The sequence below is a fragment of the Exiguobacterium sp. s150 genome (assembly GCF_018618435.1).
Classification (GTDB): domain Bacteria; phylum Bacillota; class Bacilli; order Exiguobacteriales; family Exiguobacteriaceae; genus Exiguobacterium; species Exiguobacterium alkaliphilum.
Genome location: NZ_JACSMC010000003.1, coordinates 138,765 through 155,025 on the forward strand (window position 1 = coordinate 138,765; position 16,261 = coordinate 155,025).

Below are 16,261 nucleotides of genomic sequence, written 5' to 3' on the forward strand. Positions count from 1 at the left end.
TTAAAAGTTATGCTGTCTCTTTGTTGTCGCCCGTCTGTTCGACAGTGCCATCGCGGAGGACGTATTTCGGACCGGCAAGACCCGTAATCGTTTCATCCGTGATGATGACTTTCTCGATATCGTCGCGCGATGGGACGGTGAACATCACATCGAGCATCATTTCTTCGATAATCGAGCGGAGACCGCGTGCGCCAGTCTTACGTTTAATCGCAAGTTTGGCAATTTCAATCAACGCCTCGTCTGTGAACGTGAGTTCGACGTCGTCGAGTTCGAGCATTTTCTCGTACTGACGAACGAGGGCGTTCTTCGGCTTCGTCAAAATCTCGACGAGCGCTTCTTCGTCAAGCGTCGTGAGCGTCGCCATGACCGGTAAACGACCGATGAATTCAGGAATCAACCCGAACTTCTGAAGGTCTTCCGGAAGCGCACGGGCGAGCAAGTCTTCTTGCGTCAACTCGCGGTTCTCTTGGTCGTTCCCAAAACCGATGACTTTCTTCCCGATGCGGCGTTTGACGACCGCTTCGATGCCGGCGAACGCGCCGCCGACGATGAACAAGATGTTCGTCGTATCGATTTGGATGAACTCTTGATGCGGATGCTTGCGACCACCTTGTGGCGGGACACTCGCGACCGTACCTTCCAAGATTTTAAGAAGTGCCTGCTGAACGCCTTCACCCGATACGTCACGCGTGATCGATGGGTTTTCCGACTTGCGGGCAATCTTATCGATTTCATCGATATAGATGATGCCCTTCTCAGCCTTTTCGACGTCGTAGTCGGCCGATTGAATCAACTTGAGCAAGATATTCTCGACGTCTTCCCCGACGTAACCTGCCTCTGTCAAGCTCGTCGCGTCCGCGATTGCGAACGGGACGTTCAAGACGCGTGCCATCGTCTGAGCGAGAAGCGTCTTACCACTACCAGTCGGTCCGATCATCACGATGTTCGACTTCGAAAGTTCGACATCGTCCGAACGGCCGCCGGCGTTGATGCGTTTATAGTGGTTGTAGACAGCTACCGAAAGCGCACGTTTGGCGCGGTCTTGACCAATGACATACTCATCAAGGATGTTGCGAATCTCTTGTGGTTTCGGGATGTCTTTGAATTCGACTTCTTCCTCCACACCGAGCTCTTCCTCGACGATTTCATTGCACAGTTCGATACATTCGTCACAAATGTATACGCCAGGACCGGCGACTAATTTACGGACTTGTTCTTGCGATTTTCCGCAAAACGAGCACTTGAGTTGCCCCTTTTCCTCGTTAAATTTGAACATTCGGTACACCCCTTCTGAATGGAAATGGATGTAAGTGCGATAAATCGCCTATTTGTATTTTCCGGTGCGACTTGCACCGTGAAAAGACATTTACATCTCTGCGTTGCAATAATTGTAGCATGAACAAATCACTTCATCAAAGATTAACACATGCAAAGTGTCGTGACGAAAAAAGGACGACTGCGCGGCAGCCGTCCTTTCGATCCGATTACTTCGCTTTCCCGTTTTCAACGAGGATGTCAATCGCTTTACGGAACTTGAGGTCACCTTTAAGTGTCTCGATTCCGCCTTGTGGCGCGAGCATCGTGCGGAGTTGGTCTGGTGCGATGTTGTAGAGCTTAGACATTTCTTCGAGCTCTTTTTCAGCATCTTCGTCAGACACTTCGATTGCTTCTTTCTCAGCGATGGCTTTCAAGACGAGACGAGCTTTTACGCGCTCTTCTGCTTGCTCTTTCATTTCTTCGCGCATTGCGTCTTCAGAAGTTCCTGTGAGTTCGAAGTACATGTTGAGGTCGATGCCTTGTGAAGATACACGCGTACCGAACTCTTGAACCATGCGGTCTACTTCTTGCTCGACGAGAACTGCAGGTACGTCGATTGTCGCGTTTGCAGTCGCTTGTTCAACGAGCTGGTCGCGCATCGTGCCGTCTGCTTCTTGCTTCTTGCCAGCTTCTAAACGCTCACGGATTTTCGCTTTCAACTCGTCGAGTGAAGATACTGACTCGTCGATGTCTTTTGCGAACTCGTCGTCGAGCTCAGGTACTTGCTTCGCTTTCACTTCGTGAAGCTTGACTTTGAATGTCGCTGGTTTACCCGCCAAGTTGTCAGCGTGGTACTCTTCAGGGAATGTTACTTCAACGTCTTTTTCTTCACCAGCTGTCATGCCGACCATTTGCTCTTCGAAGCCAGGGATGAATTGGCCTGATCCGATTTCAAGCGTGTAGTTCTCAGCTGTGCCACCTTCGAACTGCTCGCCATCAGCGAAACCTGCGAAATCAAAGACAGCTGTATCGCCGTTTTCGATTGCGCCTTCTTTAACAGCAAGCTCAGCGCCTTGCTGTTGAAGCGCGTCAAGTTCTGCTGTGACTTCTTCGTCAGTGACTGTTGTTTCAACAGCTTCGTACTCGAGACCTTTGTACTCGCCAAGCTCAGCTTCAGGCTCAACAACGAACGTTACTTTGAACGTTACAGGCTTGCCTTTTTCGAGCGTGCCGTCTACATCGATATTTTCGAGTGCGATTGGTTCGAAACCAGCTTCTTCGACTGCAGATTGAACCGTGTCACGGTAGAGGATGTCGAGTGCGTCTTGGTAGAGTGCCTCTTCCCCATACATTTTGTTGAACATTGGGCGTGGCAATTTCCCTTTACGGAAGCCAGGCACGTTCAATGATTTGACGACGTCTTTGAATGCTGCGTCGACTGCTTTATCAAAAGCTTCTGCAGGTGCTTCGTACGTGAGTACGCCTTGGCTACCTGATGTTTTTTCCCATTTTGCTGTCATGCTAAGTCCCTCCAACAATTCGTTTATACGTACAAGAATGTACAACAATCCGTATTATAGCATAAATCCGACACGAGCACACAACGATTTAGTCGAGGAGTGACCGTGTGAACGAGGCGTCCGCCTCAAGTATTTCCCCGGCAAGACCGTTCGCTTCCATCGCGTTCAACATCGCCCGTTTCGCCTCGACGATGGCCGGTTCAAGCTCATCGGCGAGATGGGGCACGAACGGGTAATGGACGTAACAATAGTTCGTCGACAGCTGCGTCGCGATCTCGTCCCCATAAAACCGTTTTTGCAAATCACCATACGTGAAGCCCCATTCGCGCGCGAACGTGCTCGCCTCGGTACGGTCATACACGTATCGTTCCCCACGGTCGGTCCATTCAATCGTCTCAAGTTCCGCGATCGCCCGCTCGAGCACCATCACTTTAATCACTTTCGGCCGGTCCGCGAGGAGGTATGCCTTCAACACGTTATCAAGCACGTCGTCGATATTGAAATGAACGTGTGCGAGCATCTCGATCTGCTCGGCCGTGCTCCCTTGATGGAGCGTCCGCTTCAACTTCGCGATCGCCGCCGGGAACTCCGTCAGTTTCAACACTTGAAGCACTTGATACGCCTGCGTGTTGACGTTGTCGCCGTCTTGGACACTCAAATATTTTTCAATCCAATGGGCCGCCTCGAACGGTTGATCGCGCATGATGTAATATTGGGCGATTTGAAGGCCGCACGTCTCCGGCCGTTCCGACGTCTCCATCTGCGTCGTGACGAGCTCTTCGAGTCGTTCGAGCGTCTCCGGCTCGTCCGGACGTTCCATCAGACATTGAAAGATTTCCATGAACAAGTAGACGTCACCGCTTAACTGTTCATACCATTCCCATAGAATCGGTTCGATGCGTTGCCGCTCCCCGGCCATGTCGGCTTCTTTCACCATCTTTTGAAGTCGTGTCCAGTTCCCCGGAAACGGATACTGCTGGTTTTGATCCATCTCCCCACACCCTTTCTTCCACTCTTCTCCATCTTCCTTAGGATCGAGTGGAATGTCAAATCATTCCCATGAAAAACGAAAAAAGAGACAGCCCCCGTGGAGGCTATCTCTATTTTAAATGGAAGTGTCCCAAGAGGGATTCGAACCCCCGACCGACGCCTTAGCTTACCACCATGGCTTTCGCCACCAACGTGTGTTGTTTGTAGTCTGGACTATATCTTCACCGTTTCAGGTGCGACACGTGTAGTCTCTACGGAACCTCACGAACGAAAACGTTCCTTCACTAGCTCTACCTCTGCAACATGTACAGTCCTTCGAACCAGCTCGACCTTCGGAAAGGTACAAGTTTCCTCGGTATTACCATCAGCATGATCTGTTAAGGCTTCACCGATATAGTGTCGTCCACTTCATAGGTTCTTGTTTCCCTATAAAGGCTCCTATTTGTCTTGAAGGGCGTTGCTCTATCCAGCTGAGCTATTGGGACATTGACAAGAAAACTATAATAGAAAAATGGTTTGCTGTCAATTCCTTCTTTTCATTCCGTCACAGCTTTCCGCTCACGTCGAGGTCCGGTACAGCCGAGCCGTCTTCCGATTGATAGAACCGGACCGAGGCCGCTCCGTTCTCAAGGTCAAGGAGCGCATACGTCTTCTCACTGCGACCGCGCGGCATCCGAATCGAACCCGGGTTGATGTATACAATCCCGTCCTCAATCAACGCCCCGGCGACGTGGGAGTGGCCGAACAAGACGACGTTCGCCCCGACCTCCTCGGCCCGGTAACGCAATCGGTTCAAGTCATACTTCACGTCATGGTGATGACCGTGGACGATGAGAATCGTCCCGGCCGGCGTCGCCTCGACGCGTTCGAGCGGAAGGTCGCCACCGAAATCGCAGTTGCCGCGTACGGTCCGATACGGGAGCAAGTGCTCATCGACGAGTGCGAGCTGCGAGTCCCCACAATGGAACGCGTCATCAATCTCTTGTTCGTGCCGGTTGAAGATGCTCAATAGTTCTTCTGTCAATCCGTGACTATCACTGACGATTAGAAAACGCATACGGCTCACCCTTCCATGAACGAAATGATTTCTGCCTCCAACTTCCGTAACGCTTGTCCGCGGTGACTGACCGCCGCCTTCTCGTCCCGCTCGAGTTCCGCCGCCGTCTTATGGAGCGACGGGACGATGAAGAGCGGGTCGTACCCGAAACCGTTCTCGCCATGCGGTGCATAGCCGATCGTCCCTTCGAGCGTCCCGCGTACCGTCAACGTCTCGCCCGACGGTTTCGCTAGGCAAAGGGCACAGACGAAGCGAGCCGTACGATCGGTCGCCCCGTTCAATTTCTCTAACAACAGTGCGTTGTTGGCCGCATCGGATTTCTCCGGTCCGGCGAAGCGGGCCGAGTAAATCCCCGGTGCCCCGTCGAGCGCATCGACTTCAAGTCCTGAATCGTCCGCGAGGACCGCCTGTCCGAAATAACGTGCCGCTTCCGTCGCCTTCAGTTCAGCGTTCGCTTCGAACGTCGTCCCGGTCTCGTCCGTCTCCGGCGCGTCGGGGTAGTCTAAGAGCGACTCGACCTCGAACCCGAGCGGCATCAACATCGCCTCCAACTCTTTCACTTTTCCTGGGTTATGTGTTGCCACAATCAACTTCATGTCGTTTCCTCCATCTGTTCTCCGACGTACCACCATGAGGCGCCGAGGGCGGCTTCTGCCGTTTTGAACAGCTGCTCAATCCCGCCTTGTGCGAGTTGAAGCAGCTCGTTCATCTCTTGTAGGGTGAACGTCGCTTCTTCACCGGTGCCTTGCACTTCGACGAAGCGTCCGCTCGCCGTCATGACGACGTTCATATCGACCTCGGCCGCTGCATCCTCTTCATAGTCCAAGTCGAGCACGAGCGCATCGGTCCGTCCGACCGAGATGGCGGCGACGCCTTCCTTGATCGGCGTGTCCGTCAGTTTCCCTTGGCGGATGAGCGCGTCGACCGCGAGGACGAGCGCACAAAATCCGCCCGTGATGGAAGCGGTCCGCGTCCCGCCGTCGGCTTGGATGACGTCGCAGTCAATCCAAATCGTGCGTTCCCCGAGCCGTTCCAAATCGACGACCGAACGGAGGCTACGGCCGATGAGCCGCTGGATTTCCATCGTCCGCCCTGACTGTTTGCCGCGCACGACTTCCCGGACGGTCCGGTCTCCCGTCGCCCGAGGCAACATCGCATACTCGGCGTTGATCCACCCTTGTCTCTTGCCGCGCAAGAAATTCGGGACACGCTCTTCGACCGTCGCCGTACAGATGACTTTCGTGTCCCCGATTGAGATGAGGACCGAGCCTTCGGCGTGCTTATTGACGTGCGGGATGATTTCGACGTCACGCAATTCATCATATTTTCGTTCACTACGCATTGAGGGACACCTCTACTTTCTCCGCCGTGACGGATAGACCGAGCCATTCGGTCGCGAGCCGGTTGAACATGTCGACGTCCCCCGTCGCATAAAACTGATGCGTCGGGACCGTATCGAGGTCGTTCTCGAGTTCTTGGAAATCGAGGATGGCCGCCACTTCGAGCGCCGTCTCGTCACCAGACGAGATGAGGTGCACGTCCGGCCCGACGACGTCTTGAATGACGGGCGCGAGGAGCGGGTAGTGCGTGCAACCGAGGATGAGCGTATCCATCTCGGACGGCTGGAGCGGACGAAGCGTCTCTTCGACGATCGTTCGGACGCGCTCCCCCTCGAGCTCGCCCGCTTCGACGAGCGGGACGAACGGCGGACAGGCGAGCGAATAGACGTCGACCTCGCCCGCCACGTGACGGAGGGCCGTCTCGTACGAGTTGCTTTCGACCGTCATCTTCGTTCCGATGACGCCGATATGTTTATTGCGCGTGCCTTTGACGGCGGCCCGGGCACCCGGGTCGATGACACCGATGACCGGGATATGGAGACGTTTACGCGCTTCCTTCAAGACGACGGCCGTCGCCGTGTTGCAGGCGATGACGATCATCTTCACGTTCTTGCTGAGCAGGAACTCAATCAGTTCCCATGTATAGGCTTCAATCTCGTCGTGCGGGCGCGGGCCGTACGGGCACCGCTCCGTGTCGCCGATGTAGATGATTTCTTCTTTCGGTAGTTGGCGCATCAATTCTTTGACTACGGTCAAGCCGCCAACACCTGAATCGAGTACTCCAATCGCTCGTTTCATGTGATCACTTCCATTCCCATCTATCTTACCAAAAAAGCCGTTCCGGCAAAAGAAACGGTCATGTGACAAACAAAAAAGACGAGGTAGCCGATTGGCCGCCTCGTCCGTTGCCCGAATTACTGAGCAAGACCTTCGCTTGTGAGCATGTCAGAAAGCGTGTTAACCGCTTCTTCTGCATCGTCACCAGCTGCAGTGATTTTGATTGTCGAATCTTTCGCGATTCCGAGTGAAAGTACACCCATGATCGACTTAAGGTTTACCGTTTTACCGTTGTACTCAAGGTTGATATCTGATTGGAACTTAGAAGCTGTGTTAACCAACTGTGTAGCTGGACGAGCGTGAATTCCTGAATCTGCAACGACTGTGAACGTTTTTTCCATGACGTGATAGTCTCCCTTCAAATTTCAATTCTACAGGCGGACCTGCAAAATAATTGTTTGTGAACTCATTATCAAATGATAGCGGATTCTCAAAAATTCTGCAAGCGGTTTTTATATTCTGGAGTCCATTCGACCGGACGACCGGATTTCGACAAGTGCACGAGGCTCGTGCGCCCCGCGAACATGAGCTGTTCTCCATCATATGCCCCGTAATGAATATCACATGAAGTGTTTCCGACCGTCAAGACATTGGCATATACCTTGATCGATTGGCGCGGCATTACTTGGCGGACGTAATCGCACTGCGCGTCCGCCACGACGACGAACCCATCTTTCAATGAAAAACCTGTCGCCTCAAGCAACTCGATTCGCGCATCTTCGAAATAGATGAACGGAATCGTGTTATTCATGTGACCGTACGGGTCGCACTCCGAGAATCGGACTTTGACGTCTAGTGCGACCCCTGCTCTGACACGTGTTTCCCAATCGGCTTCGCGGAAGTATTTCGTCATCCGCTCCCCTTACGCCTCGACCGCAGAGCCGGTACGGCCCTTGTCGCTACCGAAGAACGATTTGAACGAGTGAAGCGTCGTCTGGCGGTTCATCGCGGCGATTGACGTCGTGAGCGGGATGCCTTTCGGGCAAACTTCGACACAGTTTTGTGCGTTCCCGCACTGCATGATGCCGCCGTCTTCCATGAGCGCCTCGAGACGTTCTTCCGCGTGGAAGGCGCCGGTCGGGTGCGAGTTGAAGAGGCGGACTTGCGAGATGGCGGCCGGACCGATGAAGTTCGTCTTATCGTTGACGTTCGGGCACGCCTCGAGGCAGACACCGCACGTCATACATTTCGACAACTCATACGCCCATTGACGCTTGTTCTCTGGCATCCGCGGTCCTGGACCGAGGTCGTACGTGCCATCGATTGGGACCCATGCCTTCACTTTTTTCAACGCGTCAAACATGCGCTGACGGTCGACTTGAAGGTCACGGACGACCGGGAACGTCTTCATCGGTGATAAACGGATCGGTTGCTCGAGCTTATCGACGAGTGCCGTACACGATTGGCGCGGTTTCCCGTTGATGATCATCGAGCAGGCGCCACATACTTCCTCAAGACAGTTCATGTCCCAGTTGATTGGCGTCGTCTTTTGGCCTTCGGCGTTCACCGGGTTCCGGCGAATCTCCATGAGCGCCGAGATGACGTTCATGTTCGGTCGGTAAGGTACCGTGAACTCTTCTGTATACGTCGGTTGATCCGGTCCATCTTGGCGTTCGATGATGAAGCGGATGTCTTTTTGGTCTGATTGCATTGGCGTCGTCATTTCGTCTTCGCCCCTTTCTTCGAGTAATCCCGTTTACGCGGCGGGATTAACGAAACGTCGATCTCTTCATACGAGATATCGACTTCCCCATTGTCATAGCGTGCCATCGTCGTCTTCATGAACTGCTCGTCATTCCGTTCCGGGAAGTCCGGCTTGTAATGGGCCCCACGGCTCTCGTCCCGCTTCAAAGCGCCGAGTGTGATGACGCGCGCGAGATCGAGCATGTGGTCGAGCTGTCGGATGAACGAGGCACCTTGGTTGCTCCAGCGGGCCGTATCGGTCGCGGAGATGTTATTGAAGCGTGCACGGAGTTCTTGAATCTTTTGGTCCGTCGCGATGAGCTTGTCGTTATAGCGGACGACCGTGACGTTGTCCGTCATGAGCTCACCGAGTTCACGGTGAATCTGATACGCGTTTTCCGTACCGTCCATCGCGAGGATGTTGTTGAAGCGTTCAATCTCTTCGCGCTCGTTGAAGTTGAAGAGGGCTTCCGGTACGCTCTCGGTCGCTTGGTCGAGGCCACGCATGTAGCTGACCGCTGCCGGACCGGCTTCCATCCCGCCGTATACGGCCGAAAGAAGCGAGTTCGCGCCGAGACGGTTCGCACCGTGCATCGAGTAGTCGCATTCCCCTGCCGCGAACAGTCCAGGGATGTTCGTCATCTGGTCGTAATCGACCCAGAGTCCGCCCATCGAGTAGTGGACGGCCGGGAAGATTTTCATCGGCACTTTCCGTGGGTCGTCGCCGACGAACTTCTCATAAATCTCGAGGATGCCGCCGAGCTTAATGTCGAGCTCTTTCGAGTCTTTGTGCGACAAGTCGAGGTACACCATGTTCTCGCCGTTGACGCCGAGCTTCTGGTTGACGCAGACGTCAAAGATCTCACGCGTCGCGATGTCACGCGGCACGAGGTTTCCGTAGGCCGGATACTTCTCTTCAAGGAAGTACCAAGGCTTCCCGTCTTTATACGTCCAGACACGTCCACCTTCACCGCGCGCCGACTCACTCATGAGACGAAGCTTGTCGTCCCCTGGAATCGCCGTCGGGTGGATTTGGATGAACTCGCCGTTCGCATAGACCGCGCCTTGACGATACACCGCCCCGGCCGCTTGCCCGGTGTTGATGACCGAGTTCGTCGATTTGCCGAAGATAACACCCGGGCCGCCTGTCGCGAGGATGACCGCATCCGACGGGAACGCTTTAATCTCCATCGAACGAAGATCTTGACAGACCGCACCGCGGCAGACGCCCGCCTCGTCGATGATGGCCCGGAGGAACTCCCAGCCTTCATACTTCTCGACGAGCCCTTGCGCCTCATAGCGACGAACCTGCTCGTCTAGTGCATACAAGAGCTGTTGCCCCGTCGTCGCACCGGCATACGCCGTGCGGTGGTGGAGCGTGCCGCCGAAGCGACGGAAGTCAAGAAGACCTTCCGGCGTCCGGTTGAACATGACGCCCATCCGGTCGAACATGTGGATGATTTTCGGTGCCGCTTCTGCCATCTTTTGGACAGGCGGTTGGTTGGCAAGGAAGTCGCCCCCATAAACCGTGTCATCGAAGTGTTGCCAAGGAGAATCCCCTTCCCCTTTCGTGTTGACGGCCCCGTTGATGCCGCCCTGTGCACAAACCGAATGTGAACGCTTGACCGGTACAAGCGAGAATAATTTAACCGGAACACCCATCTCAGCCGACTTGATCGTCGCCATGAGTCCAGCCAGACCGCCACCGATGACGATCAAACTTTGATTTGCCATGTAAAATTCCCCCTATTACAAGATGCCGGCGAACGTCAAGATTGAACGAAGTCCGACAAAAGATAGTGCCAAGAACACGGCACCTGACACGTAGCTCATGAAACGTTGCGAGCGCGGTGACTGTGTGATGCCCCACGTGATTGCAAACGACCAAAGTCCGTTCGCAAAGTGGAACGTAGCCGAGAGAATCCCGACTATGTAGAAGATGAGCATGAGCGGGTTGTCGACGATGTTTTGCATCATCTCCGCGTTGACCTCGACGCCGCGCATCTTCGCCAAGCGCGTTTCCCAAACGTGCCACGCGATGAAGATGACGAGGAAGACGCCTGTGAAGCGTTGTAGAATATACATCCAGTTGCGGGCGTATGAGTATCGGTTCGAGTTGATCGACCCGAGGAACGCATAATAGACGCCGTACACACCGTGGAAAATCATCGGCAAGGCGATGATCGTCACTTCAAGGAAGTATAAATACGGTAAGCTCTCCATGAATTTTGCTGCCTTGTTGAACGACTCCACCCCATCGACGATATAGTAGTTGACCGACAAGTGAACGATCAAAAACAAGCCGATTGGGATGACCCCAAGTAGCGAATGGACTTTACGACTGAAATAGTCACGACGCGTTGCCATTCTAGTTCCCCCTTTGTCCGAGCACTTGGCTCGTTTTGTAAATAAAAGCGTTTTCAAATCTAAATATAGCTTTCTGACTCCTATTCTACTCTTGTGAAAATTGTATGACAAGACAACCGGACGGATTTCCGGCACATTCTTTTCGAAAAATCCCGGTGACCAAATCCCAATTCGTCGTTATAATGGTATAGAGAGATTGGAGTGATGGAAGAAGATGGAAACTATGAGCCAACCCACTTTCGCGATTGAATTGTTGCGCGATTATGTGTTGACAGACTTGCTTGGTGAAGACTACGGCCAAGTCATCTATTGGGCCGGCAAACGGGTCGCCCGAAAGTTCCCGGTTATGCCAGAAGATGAGCTCGTCGCATTTTTCGAGGAAGCCGGATGGGGGCAATTGACGCTTGTGAAAGAAAAAGGAAGTAAGTTCTCGTTCGAACTCGTTCCGCCTCCTTCGACACAGCAAAAAGCGACCGGTTATTATCAGCTCGAGGCGGGCTTTTTAGCCGAACAGATCGCCGGGCGTCTCCAATGTGTCGCTGAAGGCTTCGCCGAGCCGGCACGCCAAACCGTCCACATCACCGTCCAATTAGACCGAAAAGATTCGTACGAATGACGAAGAGCCGATGCGATTTTCCGCATCGGCTCTTTCTTATTCATCGGTCTCCTCATGCACATGCTCGAGCACTTTCTCTGCCAACTTCTCCGGCAGTCCCGCTTCTTTTAACTGTTCGAGTGAGGCGAGGCGAATCTGTTTCATCGACCCGAAATGTCGAATCAATTGTTGGCGCCGTTTAGGCCCGACCCCCGGAATATCGTCGAGCACCGATTTCGTCATCTTTTTCGTCCGCAGGCTGCGGTGGAACGTGATGGCGAAACGGTGGACCTCGTCTTGCATCCGCTGCAACAGATAGAACGCGCTCGAGCGCGAGTTCAGTTCGACGATGCCGCCACCCTCCCCGAACAAGAGTTGGCTCGTCCGGTGTCGGTCGTCTTTTTTAAGCGAACCGACCGGTAAGTCGAGTCCGAACTCGTTCTGGAGCACATCGAGGGCGGCGTTCAACTGTCCGATGCCCCCATCAATCAACAGCAAGTCCGGCAAGCGCTTCTCCTCGGTCAACAGCCGACGGAACCGACGGCGGACGACTTCGCGCATCGTCTCGTAGTCATCCGGCCCTTGGACGGTGCGAATCTTGTACTTCCGGTACTCTTTCTTGAGCGGCTTGCCGTCCTCGAAGACGACGAGCGCCGAGACGGCGTCGCTTCCTTGGATGTTGGCGTTGTCGATGATGTCGACGCGCGACAAGTTCGGGATGCCAATCGCCTCACCGAGCTCGCGCATCGCCAGGAGCGTCCGCTCTTCGTCGCGGGCGAGCAACTCGAACTTCTCGTTCAACGCGATTTCCGCGTTCTTCGTCGCCAAGGCGAGCAGTTGCCGTTTCGCTCCCCGTTTCGGCTGCATCACTTTCGTGCCGATCGCATCAACCAACAAGTCGACGCGGACGATTTCAGGGACGAGCACTTCTTTTGGCACGACGTTCTGTTCGTAGAACTGGACGATGAAACTCTCGAGCTCTTCGGACGGTTCCCCGTGGAGCGGGAAGAGGGAGACGTCACGCTCAATCATCTTGCCGCCACGCATATAGAACACTTGGACACACATCCAGCCCCGGTCGAGCGTGTAGCCGAACACGTCGCGCGCGGTCGGGTCGGCCGTAATCATATTCTGTTTGTTCATAATCGATTCGACGGCCCGGATTTGGTCACGGAGCTCGGCGGCACGCTCGAACTGCATCTCCTCGGCGGCCTTGCCCATATCGACCTCGAGCTTGGCGAGCGTCTCGGCCGTCTCCCCGTTCAAGAACCGGCGAATCTCTTGGACGATCGCTTTCTGGTCGTCCGTATCGACGGCGAGCTCACACGGCCCGAGGCATTGTCCGATATGGTAATACAGGCAAAGTTTGCGCGGCATCGGCTGACACTTCCGGAGCGGGTACAGCTTGTCGAGAAGACGCTTCGTCTCGTTCGCGGCATAGGCGTTCGGATACGGGCCGAAATAATAGCCGCCGTCCTTCTTCAACTTCCGTGTCGTCAGTAGGCGCGGGTACGGCTCGTTCGTGATTTTGATGTACGGGTATGTCTTATCGTCTTTCAACCGGATGTTGTATTTCGGGTCGTGCTTTTTGATGAGCGTCATCTCGAGCAGGAGCGCCTCGAGTTCGCTTGCCGTGACGATGTATTCAAAGTCGCGAATCTCAGCGACGAGACGCATCGTCTTGATGTCGTGCGCCCCCGTGAAGTAGGAACGGACCCGGTTCTTCAAGTTCTTCGCTTTCCCGACGTAGATGACCTCGCCGTACTCGTTCTTATGCAAGTAACAGCCGGGGTCGTCCGGGAGGAGCGCCAATTTATGTTTAATGTGGTCAGTTTGACTCAAGTTCGGTCACCTCAGTTTAGCTTCCTCGAGGACGGGAAAAATATGGTGAAGTCTTCGAGGGAGGGAATGGTTATGAAACGGTATGACGTCATCATTATTGGGAGCGGCTCGGCCGCGAGCCAAGCGGCAAATATTTTACGTGACGCCGGTAAAGAGATTGCCATCGTCGAGAATTGGACGTTCGGCGGGACGTGCCCGCAACGCGGCTGCGACCCGAAAAAGATGCTCGCGGAAGGCGCGGAACTCGTAGCCCGGGTCGACCAGATGAAGACGCTCGGCGTCAACGGTGAGATCACACTCGACTGGGCGACGTTCAAGCGTCGCGTCGATGAATATCGTTTCGCGGTCCCGACGACGAAGACGCACAACTGGAGAGAGCACGGCATCGATTTATTCGAAGGCGAACCCCACTTCATCGATGAGGACTCAATTGTCATCAACGGACATGAGATTTCGGCTCATCATTTTATCATCGCGACCGGTCTCATTCCCCGCCCGCTCGACATCCCGGGCGGGGAGCACGCCATCACGAGCGACGATGTTTTCGACCTCGCGTCGTTGCCTGCGCACGTGAGTATCGTCGGGGCCGGTTATATCGCGTTCGAGTTCGCCCATATTCTGCGGCGGTTCGGTTGCGACGTCACGCTACTCGTCCGCTCACGCGCCTTAAAGGCGTTCGACCGGAACGTCGTGAAGCGGCTCATCGATGAGACCGAGCGCATCGGGATTGACGTCCGTTATGGTGTCGATCCGAGCGCGCTCGACGGGGACGTATTGACGTTGTCTGATGACTCTACCCTTCACGGGCTCGTCCTTAACGCGTCGGGCCGCATCCCGAGCATCGAGCGGCTCCATCTCGAGGCGGCCGGCGTCAGAGCCGACCACGACGGGATTCGCGTCAACGCCTATTTGCAGACATCGAACCCGAACATCTACGCCGCCGGGGACGTCAGCGCGAGCGACAACCCGCCGCTCACACCGTTCGCCGGGCAAGAAGGACGGATCGCCGCCTTGAACCTCTTGCGAGGAAACACCCGCCCGTTTCCGGAGCGGCCGGCGCCGACGGTCGTGTTCACATCGCCGCCGATCGCCAAGGTCGGTCTGACGGTCGAGGAGGCGAAAGCGAACGGAATCGATTTCGAATTCAAAGACATCGACTTGTCCCACTTTTTGACGTATGAACGCATCCATGACGAGACGGCGTTCTCGCGCGTCCTGCTCAGCCGTGACGGCCATGTACTCGGCGCCCACTTAATTGGCCAGCACGCGCCGGAACTGATTAACCTGTTCTCTTTCATTATACAGAACAACATGACCCATCAACACGTCAAACACTTGCAGTTCGCCTATCCGACGTCAGCGTCCGACTTGAGCTTCTTACTATGAGACCACGTAAAAAAGACTCGCCGCGGCGAGTCTTAAATCGGTTGACGAATCCATTCGCACATCGCGACCTGATTCGTCTTTTTTTGTAAACACATCAAAGCGTCCTGTCCCCTGCAGGAGAGCAATCCAACGGAGACCCAGCAGTGACGTTAGTCGCGATGCGGCTCCGGGATTGCCTGCGGAAAGCATGGGCGCCGGAAGGACGAGCGCTTCGATCGATGTTCGCCAACAAGCAAAAGACTCGCCGCGGCGAGTCTTTTCGTTATTCCAATCCTTTGTCCTTGTCTTCCTTCAATGCGTCTTGGAGTGAGTCCTTCCAGAGCGGCACGCCTTTCGTATGCGCCGCCCGGGCAATCAAATGTCCGCCGACGGGAGCCGTCAACAAGACGAAGAACAACCCGAGCAAGAGCCGTGCATCGAAGACGCGTTGGTCGACCCAGACGTGGAGCACGGCCGCGAACAAGACGAACATGACACCGAGCGTCGCCGACTTCGACGCCGCGTGTGTACGCGAGTAGATGTCAGGCAGACGGAGAAGGCCGATCGCCGCGACGACCGTGAAGAACACCCCGATGACCGTGAAGACGCCGGTCAAAATATCAAAGATCATTGTCGCGGTCATGATGGATGATGGCTCCTCTCTCTAGGTATTTCGAAAATGCTACCGTCCCGATGAAAGCAAGGATACTCAGTAAGAGGATAACCTCGAAGAACATCGTCGTGTCGAGCAAAATCGACAATAACGCGACGACCGAGATGAGCGCGATCCCGATCGAGTCGAGGGCGATGACGCGATCCGGCGTCGTCGGCCCTTTCACGACCCGATACAGCATGAACAACATCGCGATGACAAGGATGGCGAGTGAGATGTAGATTAAGATGTCTAACCAATGCATCATTCCGTCGCCTCCTTAATGCTAGATTCAAAGTTTTCGTAAATGTCTCGTTTGAGTGCCTCTTTATCCGGCATATGGAGCGCATGGATATAGAGGATCTTACTATCTTGCGACACTTGGACGACGAGCGTCCCTGGCGTCAATGAGATGAGCATCGACAACAGGCTGATCTTCCAGCCCGATTTGAGCGACGTCTCGTACCGGAAAATCCCGGGTTGAATCTCGAGCTTCGGACTGAGGACGAGGCGCAACACCTCGAAGTTCGCCATGACGAGCTCACGTGAGAAGATGAGGAGTAGCTTAAACAGCTTAATCACTCGCATGAAATAAAAGTTTGTCCCTGTTTCACGGAAGAAGCGGCGCATCATGAAGATGACGAGCAATCCGAGAATATATCCAATCAGGAACCCATACGTCGTGAACGATCCCGTGAGGAACATCCAGATGAACGCCAAGAAAAAGTTAATCAATATTTGATAGGCCATCTTATA

The 16,261-nt window shown here is 54.5% G+C and carries 18 protein-coding genes; 2 read left to right on the forward strand and 16 right to left on the reverse strand.

Translation table 11 applies throughout. From position 1 onward, the window contains the following. Positions 1-7 precede the first annotated feature (7 nt). From clpX to KNP76_RS03510, 12 genes are all read right to left on the reverse strand, one after another. Complete coding sequence (clpX, locus tag KNP76_RS03455; RefSeq protein ID WP_034809764.1) at positions 8-1,276, reverse strand: ATP-dependent protease ATP-binding subunit ClpX; 1,269 nt, start codon at positions 1,274-1,276, stop codon at positions 8-10. Positions 1,277-1,484: 208 nt separating this feature from the next. Next, positions 1,485-2,777 (reverse strand): trigger factor, encoded by a 1,293-nt coding sequence (gene tig / locus KNP76_RS03460; protein WP_034809766.1) that lies wholly within the window; start codon positions 2,775-2,777, stop codon positions 1,485-1,487. Positions 2,778-2,865: 88 nt separating this feature from the next. After that, a complete protein-coding gene (locus KNP76_RS03465; RefSeq protein WP_214842692.1) occupies positions 2,866-3,768 on the reverse strand; it encodes a hypothetical protein in 903 nt (300 codons plus the stop codon). A gap of 543 nt (positions 3,769-4,311) precedes the next feature. Further along, complete coding sequence (locus KNP76_RS03470; protein ID WP_214842699.1) at positions 4,312-4,824, reverse strand: metallophosphoesterase family protein; 513 nt, start codon at positions 4,822-4,824, stop codon at positions 4,312-4,314. Positions 4,825-4,829: 5 nt separating this feature from the next. Then, positions 4,830-5,420 (reverse strand): XTP/dITP diphosphatase, encoded by a 591-nt coding sequence (locus KNP76_RS03475; RefSeq protein ID WP_214842701.1) that lies wholly within the window; start codon positions 5,418-5,420, stop codon positions 4,830-4,832. After that, entirely contained in the window at positions 5,417-6,166 is a 750-nt protein-coding gene (gene rph, locus KNP76_RS03480; RefSeq protein ID WP_034816355.1) for a ribonuclease PH, read from the reverse strand. The genes KNP76_RS03475 and rph overlap by 4 nt, the downstream gene beginning before the upstream one ends. Continuing rightward, positions 6,159-6,962 carry a glutamate racemase gene (gene racE / locus KNP76_RS03485; protein ID WP_034809774.1) on the reverse strand — a complete coding sequence of 268 codons (804 nt, stop codon included), beginning with the start codon at positions 6,960-6,962 and terminating at the stop codon, positions 6,159-6,161. Before racE ends, rph begins: the two co-directional genes overlap by 8 nt. A 116-nt stretch (positions 6,963-7,078) precedes the next feature. After that, entirely contained in the window at positions 7,079-7,342 is a 264-nt protein-coding gene (locus KNP76_RS03490; protein ID WP_021066838.1) for a phosphocarrier protein HPr, read from the reverse strand. An 89-nt stretch (positions 7,343-7,431) separates the two neighbouring features. Continuing rightward, positions 7,432-7,854: an acyl-CoA thioesterase gene (locus tag KNP76_RS03495; RefSeq protein WP_211779782.1), complete on the reverse strand. Its 423-nt coding sequence runs from the start codon at positions 7,852-7,854 to the stop codon at positions 7,432-7,434. 9 nt (positions 7,855-7,863) lie between these two features. Next, entirely contained in the window at positions 7,864-8,652 is a 789-nt protein-coding gene (gene sdhB, locus KNP76_RS03500) for a succinate dehydrogenase iron-sulfur subunit (RefSeq protein WP_200871127.1), read from the reverse strand. An 8-nt stretch (positions 8,653-8,660) separates the two neighbouring features. Then, positions 8,661-10,418, reverse strand: a complete 1,758-nt coding sequence (gene sdhA, locus KNP76_RS03505) for a succinate dehydrogenase flavoprotein subunit (RefSeq protein ID WP_034816358.1) — start codon at positions 10,416-10,418, stop codon at positions 8,661-8,663. A gap of 15 nt (positions 10,419-10,433) precedes the next feature. Further along, positions 10,434-11,051 carry a succinate dehydrogenase cytochrome b558 subunit gene (locus KNP76_RS03510; protein WP_034816360.1) on the reverse strand — a complete coding sequence of 206 codons (618 nt, stop codon included), beginning with the start codon at positions 11,049-11,051 and terminating at the stop codon, positions 10,434-10,436. 223 nt (positions 11,052-11,274) lie between these two features. Here KNP76_RS03510 and KNP76_RS03515 point away from each other — a divergent pair, with 223 nt between their 5' ends. Continuing rightward, a complete protein-coding gene (locus tag KNP76_RS03515) occupies positions 11,275-11,667 on the forward strand; it encodes a YslB family protein (protein WP_251137317.1) in 393 nt (130 codons plus the stop codon). 36 nt (positions 11,668-11,703) lie between these two features. Here the strand turns inward: KNP76_RS03515 and uvrC are convergent, their stop codons facing one another. After that, positions 11,704-13,488 (reverse strand): excinuclease ABC subunit UvrC, encoded by a 1,785-nt coding sequence (uvrC, locus tag KNP76_RS03520; protein WP_211779784.1) that lies wholly within the window; start codon positions 13,486-13,488, stop codon positions 11,704-11,706. Positions 13,489-13,560: 72 nt separating this feature from the next. Between uvrC and KNP76_RS03525 the strand changes: the two genes are divergently transcribed. Then, positions 13,561-14,874, forward strand: coding sequence for a dihydrolipoyl dehydrogenase family protein (locus tag KNP76_RS03525; protein WP_214842705.1), 1,314 nt, complete (start codon positions 13,561-13,563; stop codon positions 14,872-14,874). Positions 14,875-15,136: 262 nt separating this feature from the next. On the opposite strand, the gene mnhG is transcribed toward KNP76_RS03525, so the two are convergent. The 3 genes from mnhG to KNP76_RS03540 are packed head-to-tail and all read right to left on the reverse strand — an operon-like array spanning position 15,137 to position 16,255. Beyond that, positions 15,137-15,496 (reverse strand): monovalent cation/H(+) antiporter subunit G, encoded by a 360-nt coding sequence (mnhG, locus tag KNP76_RS03530; RefSeq protein ID WP_034816371.1) that lies wholly within the window; start codon positions 15,494-15,496, stop codon positions 15,137-15,139. After that, positions 15,474-15,773, reverse strand: coding sequence for a Na(+)/H(+) antiporter subunit F1 (locus KNP76_RS03535; RefSeq protein WP_081825915.1), 300 nt, complete (start codon positions 15,771-15,773; stop codon positions 15,474-15,476). The genes mnhG and KNP76_RS03535 overlap by 23 nt, the downstream gene beginning before the upstream one ends. After that, positions 15,770-16,255 carry a Na+/H+ antiporter subunit E gene (locus tag KNP76_RS03540; protein ID WP_034809784.1) on the reverse strand — a complete coding sequence of 162 codons (486 nt, stop codon included), beginning with the start codon at positions 16,253-16,255 and terminating at the stop codon, positions 15,770-15,772. The genes KNP76_RS03535 and KNP76_RS03540 overlap by 4 nt, the downstream gene beginning before the upstream one ends. Positions 16,256-16,261 lie beyond the last annotated feature (6 nt).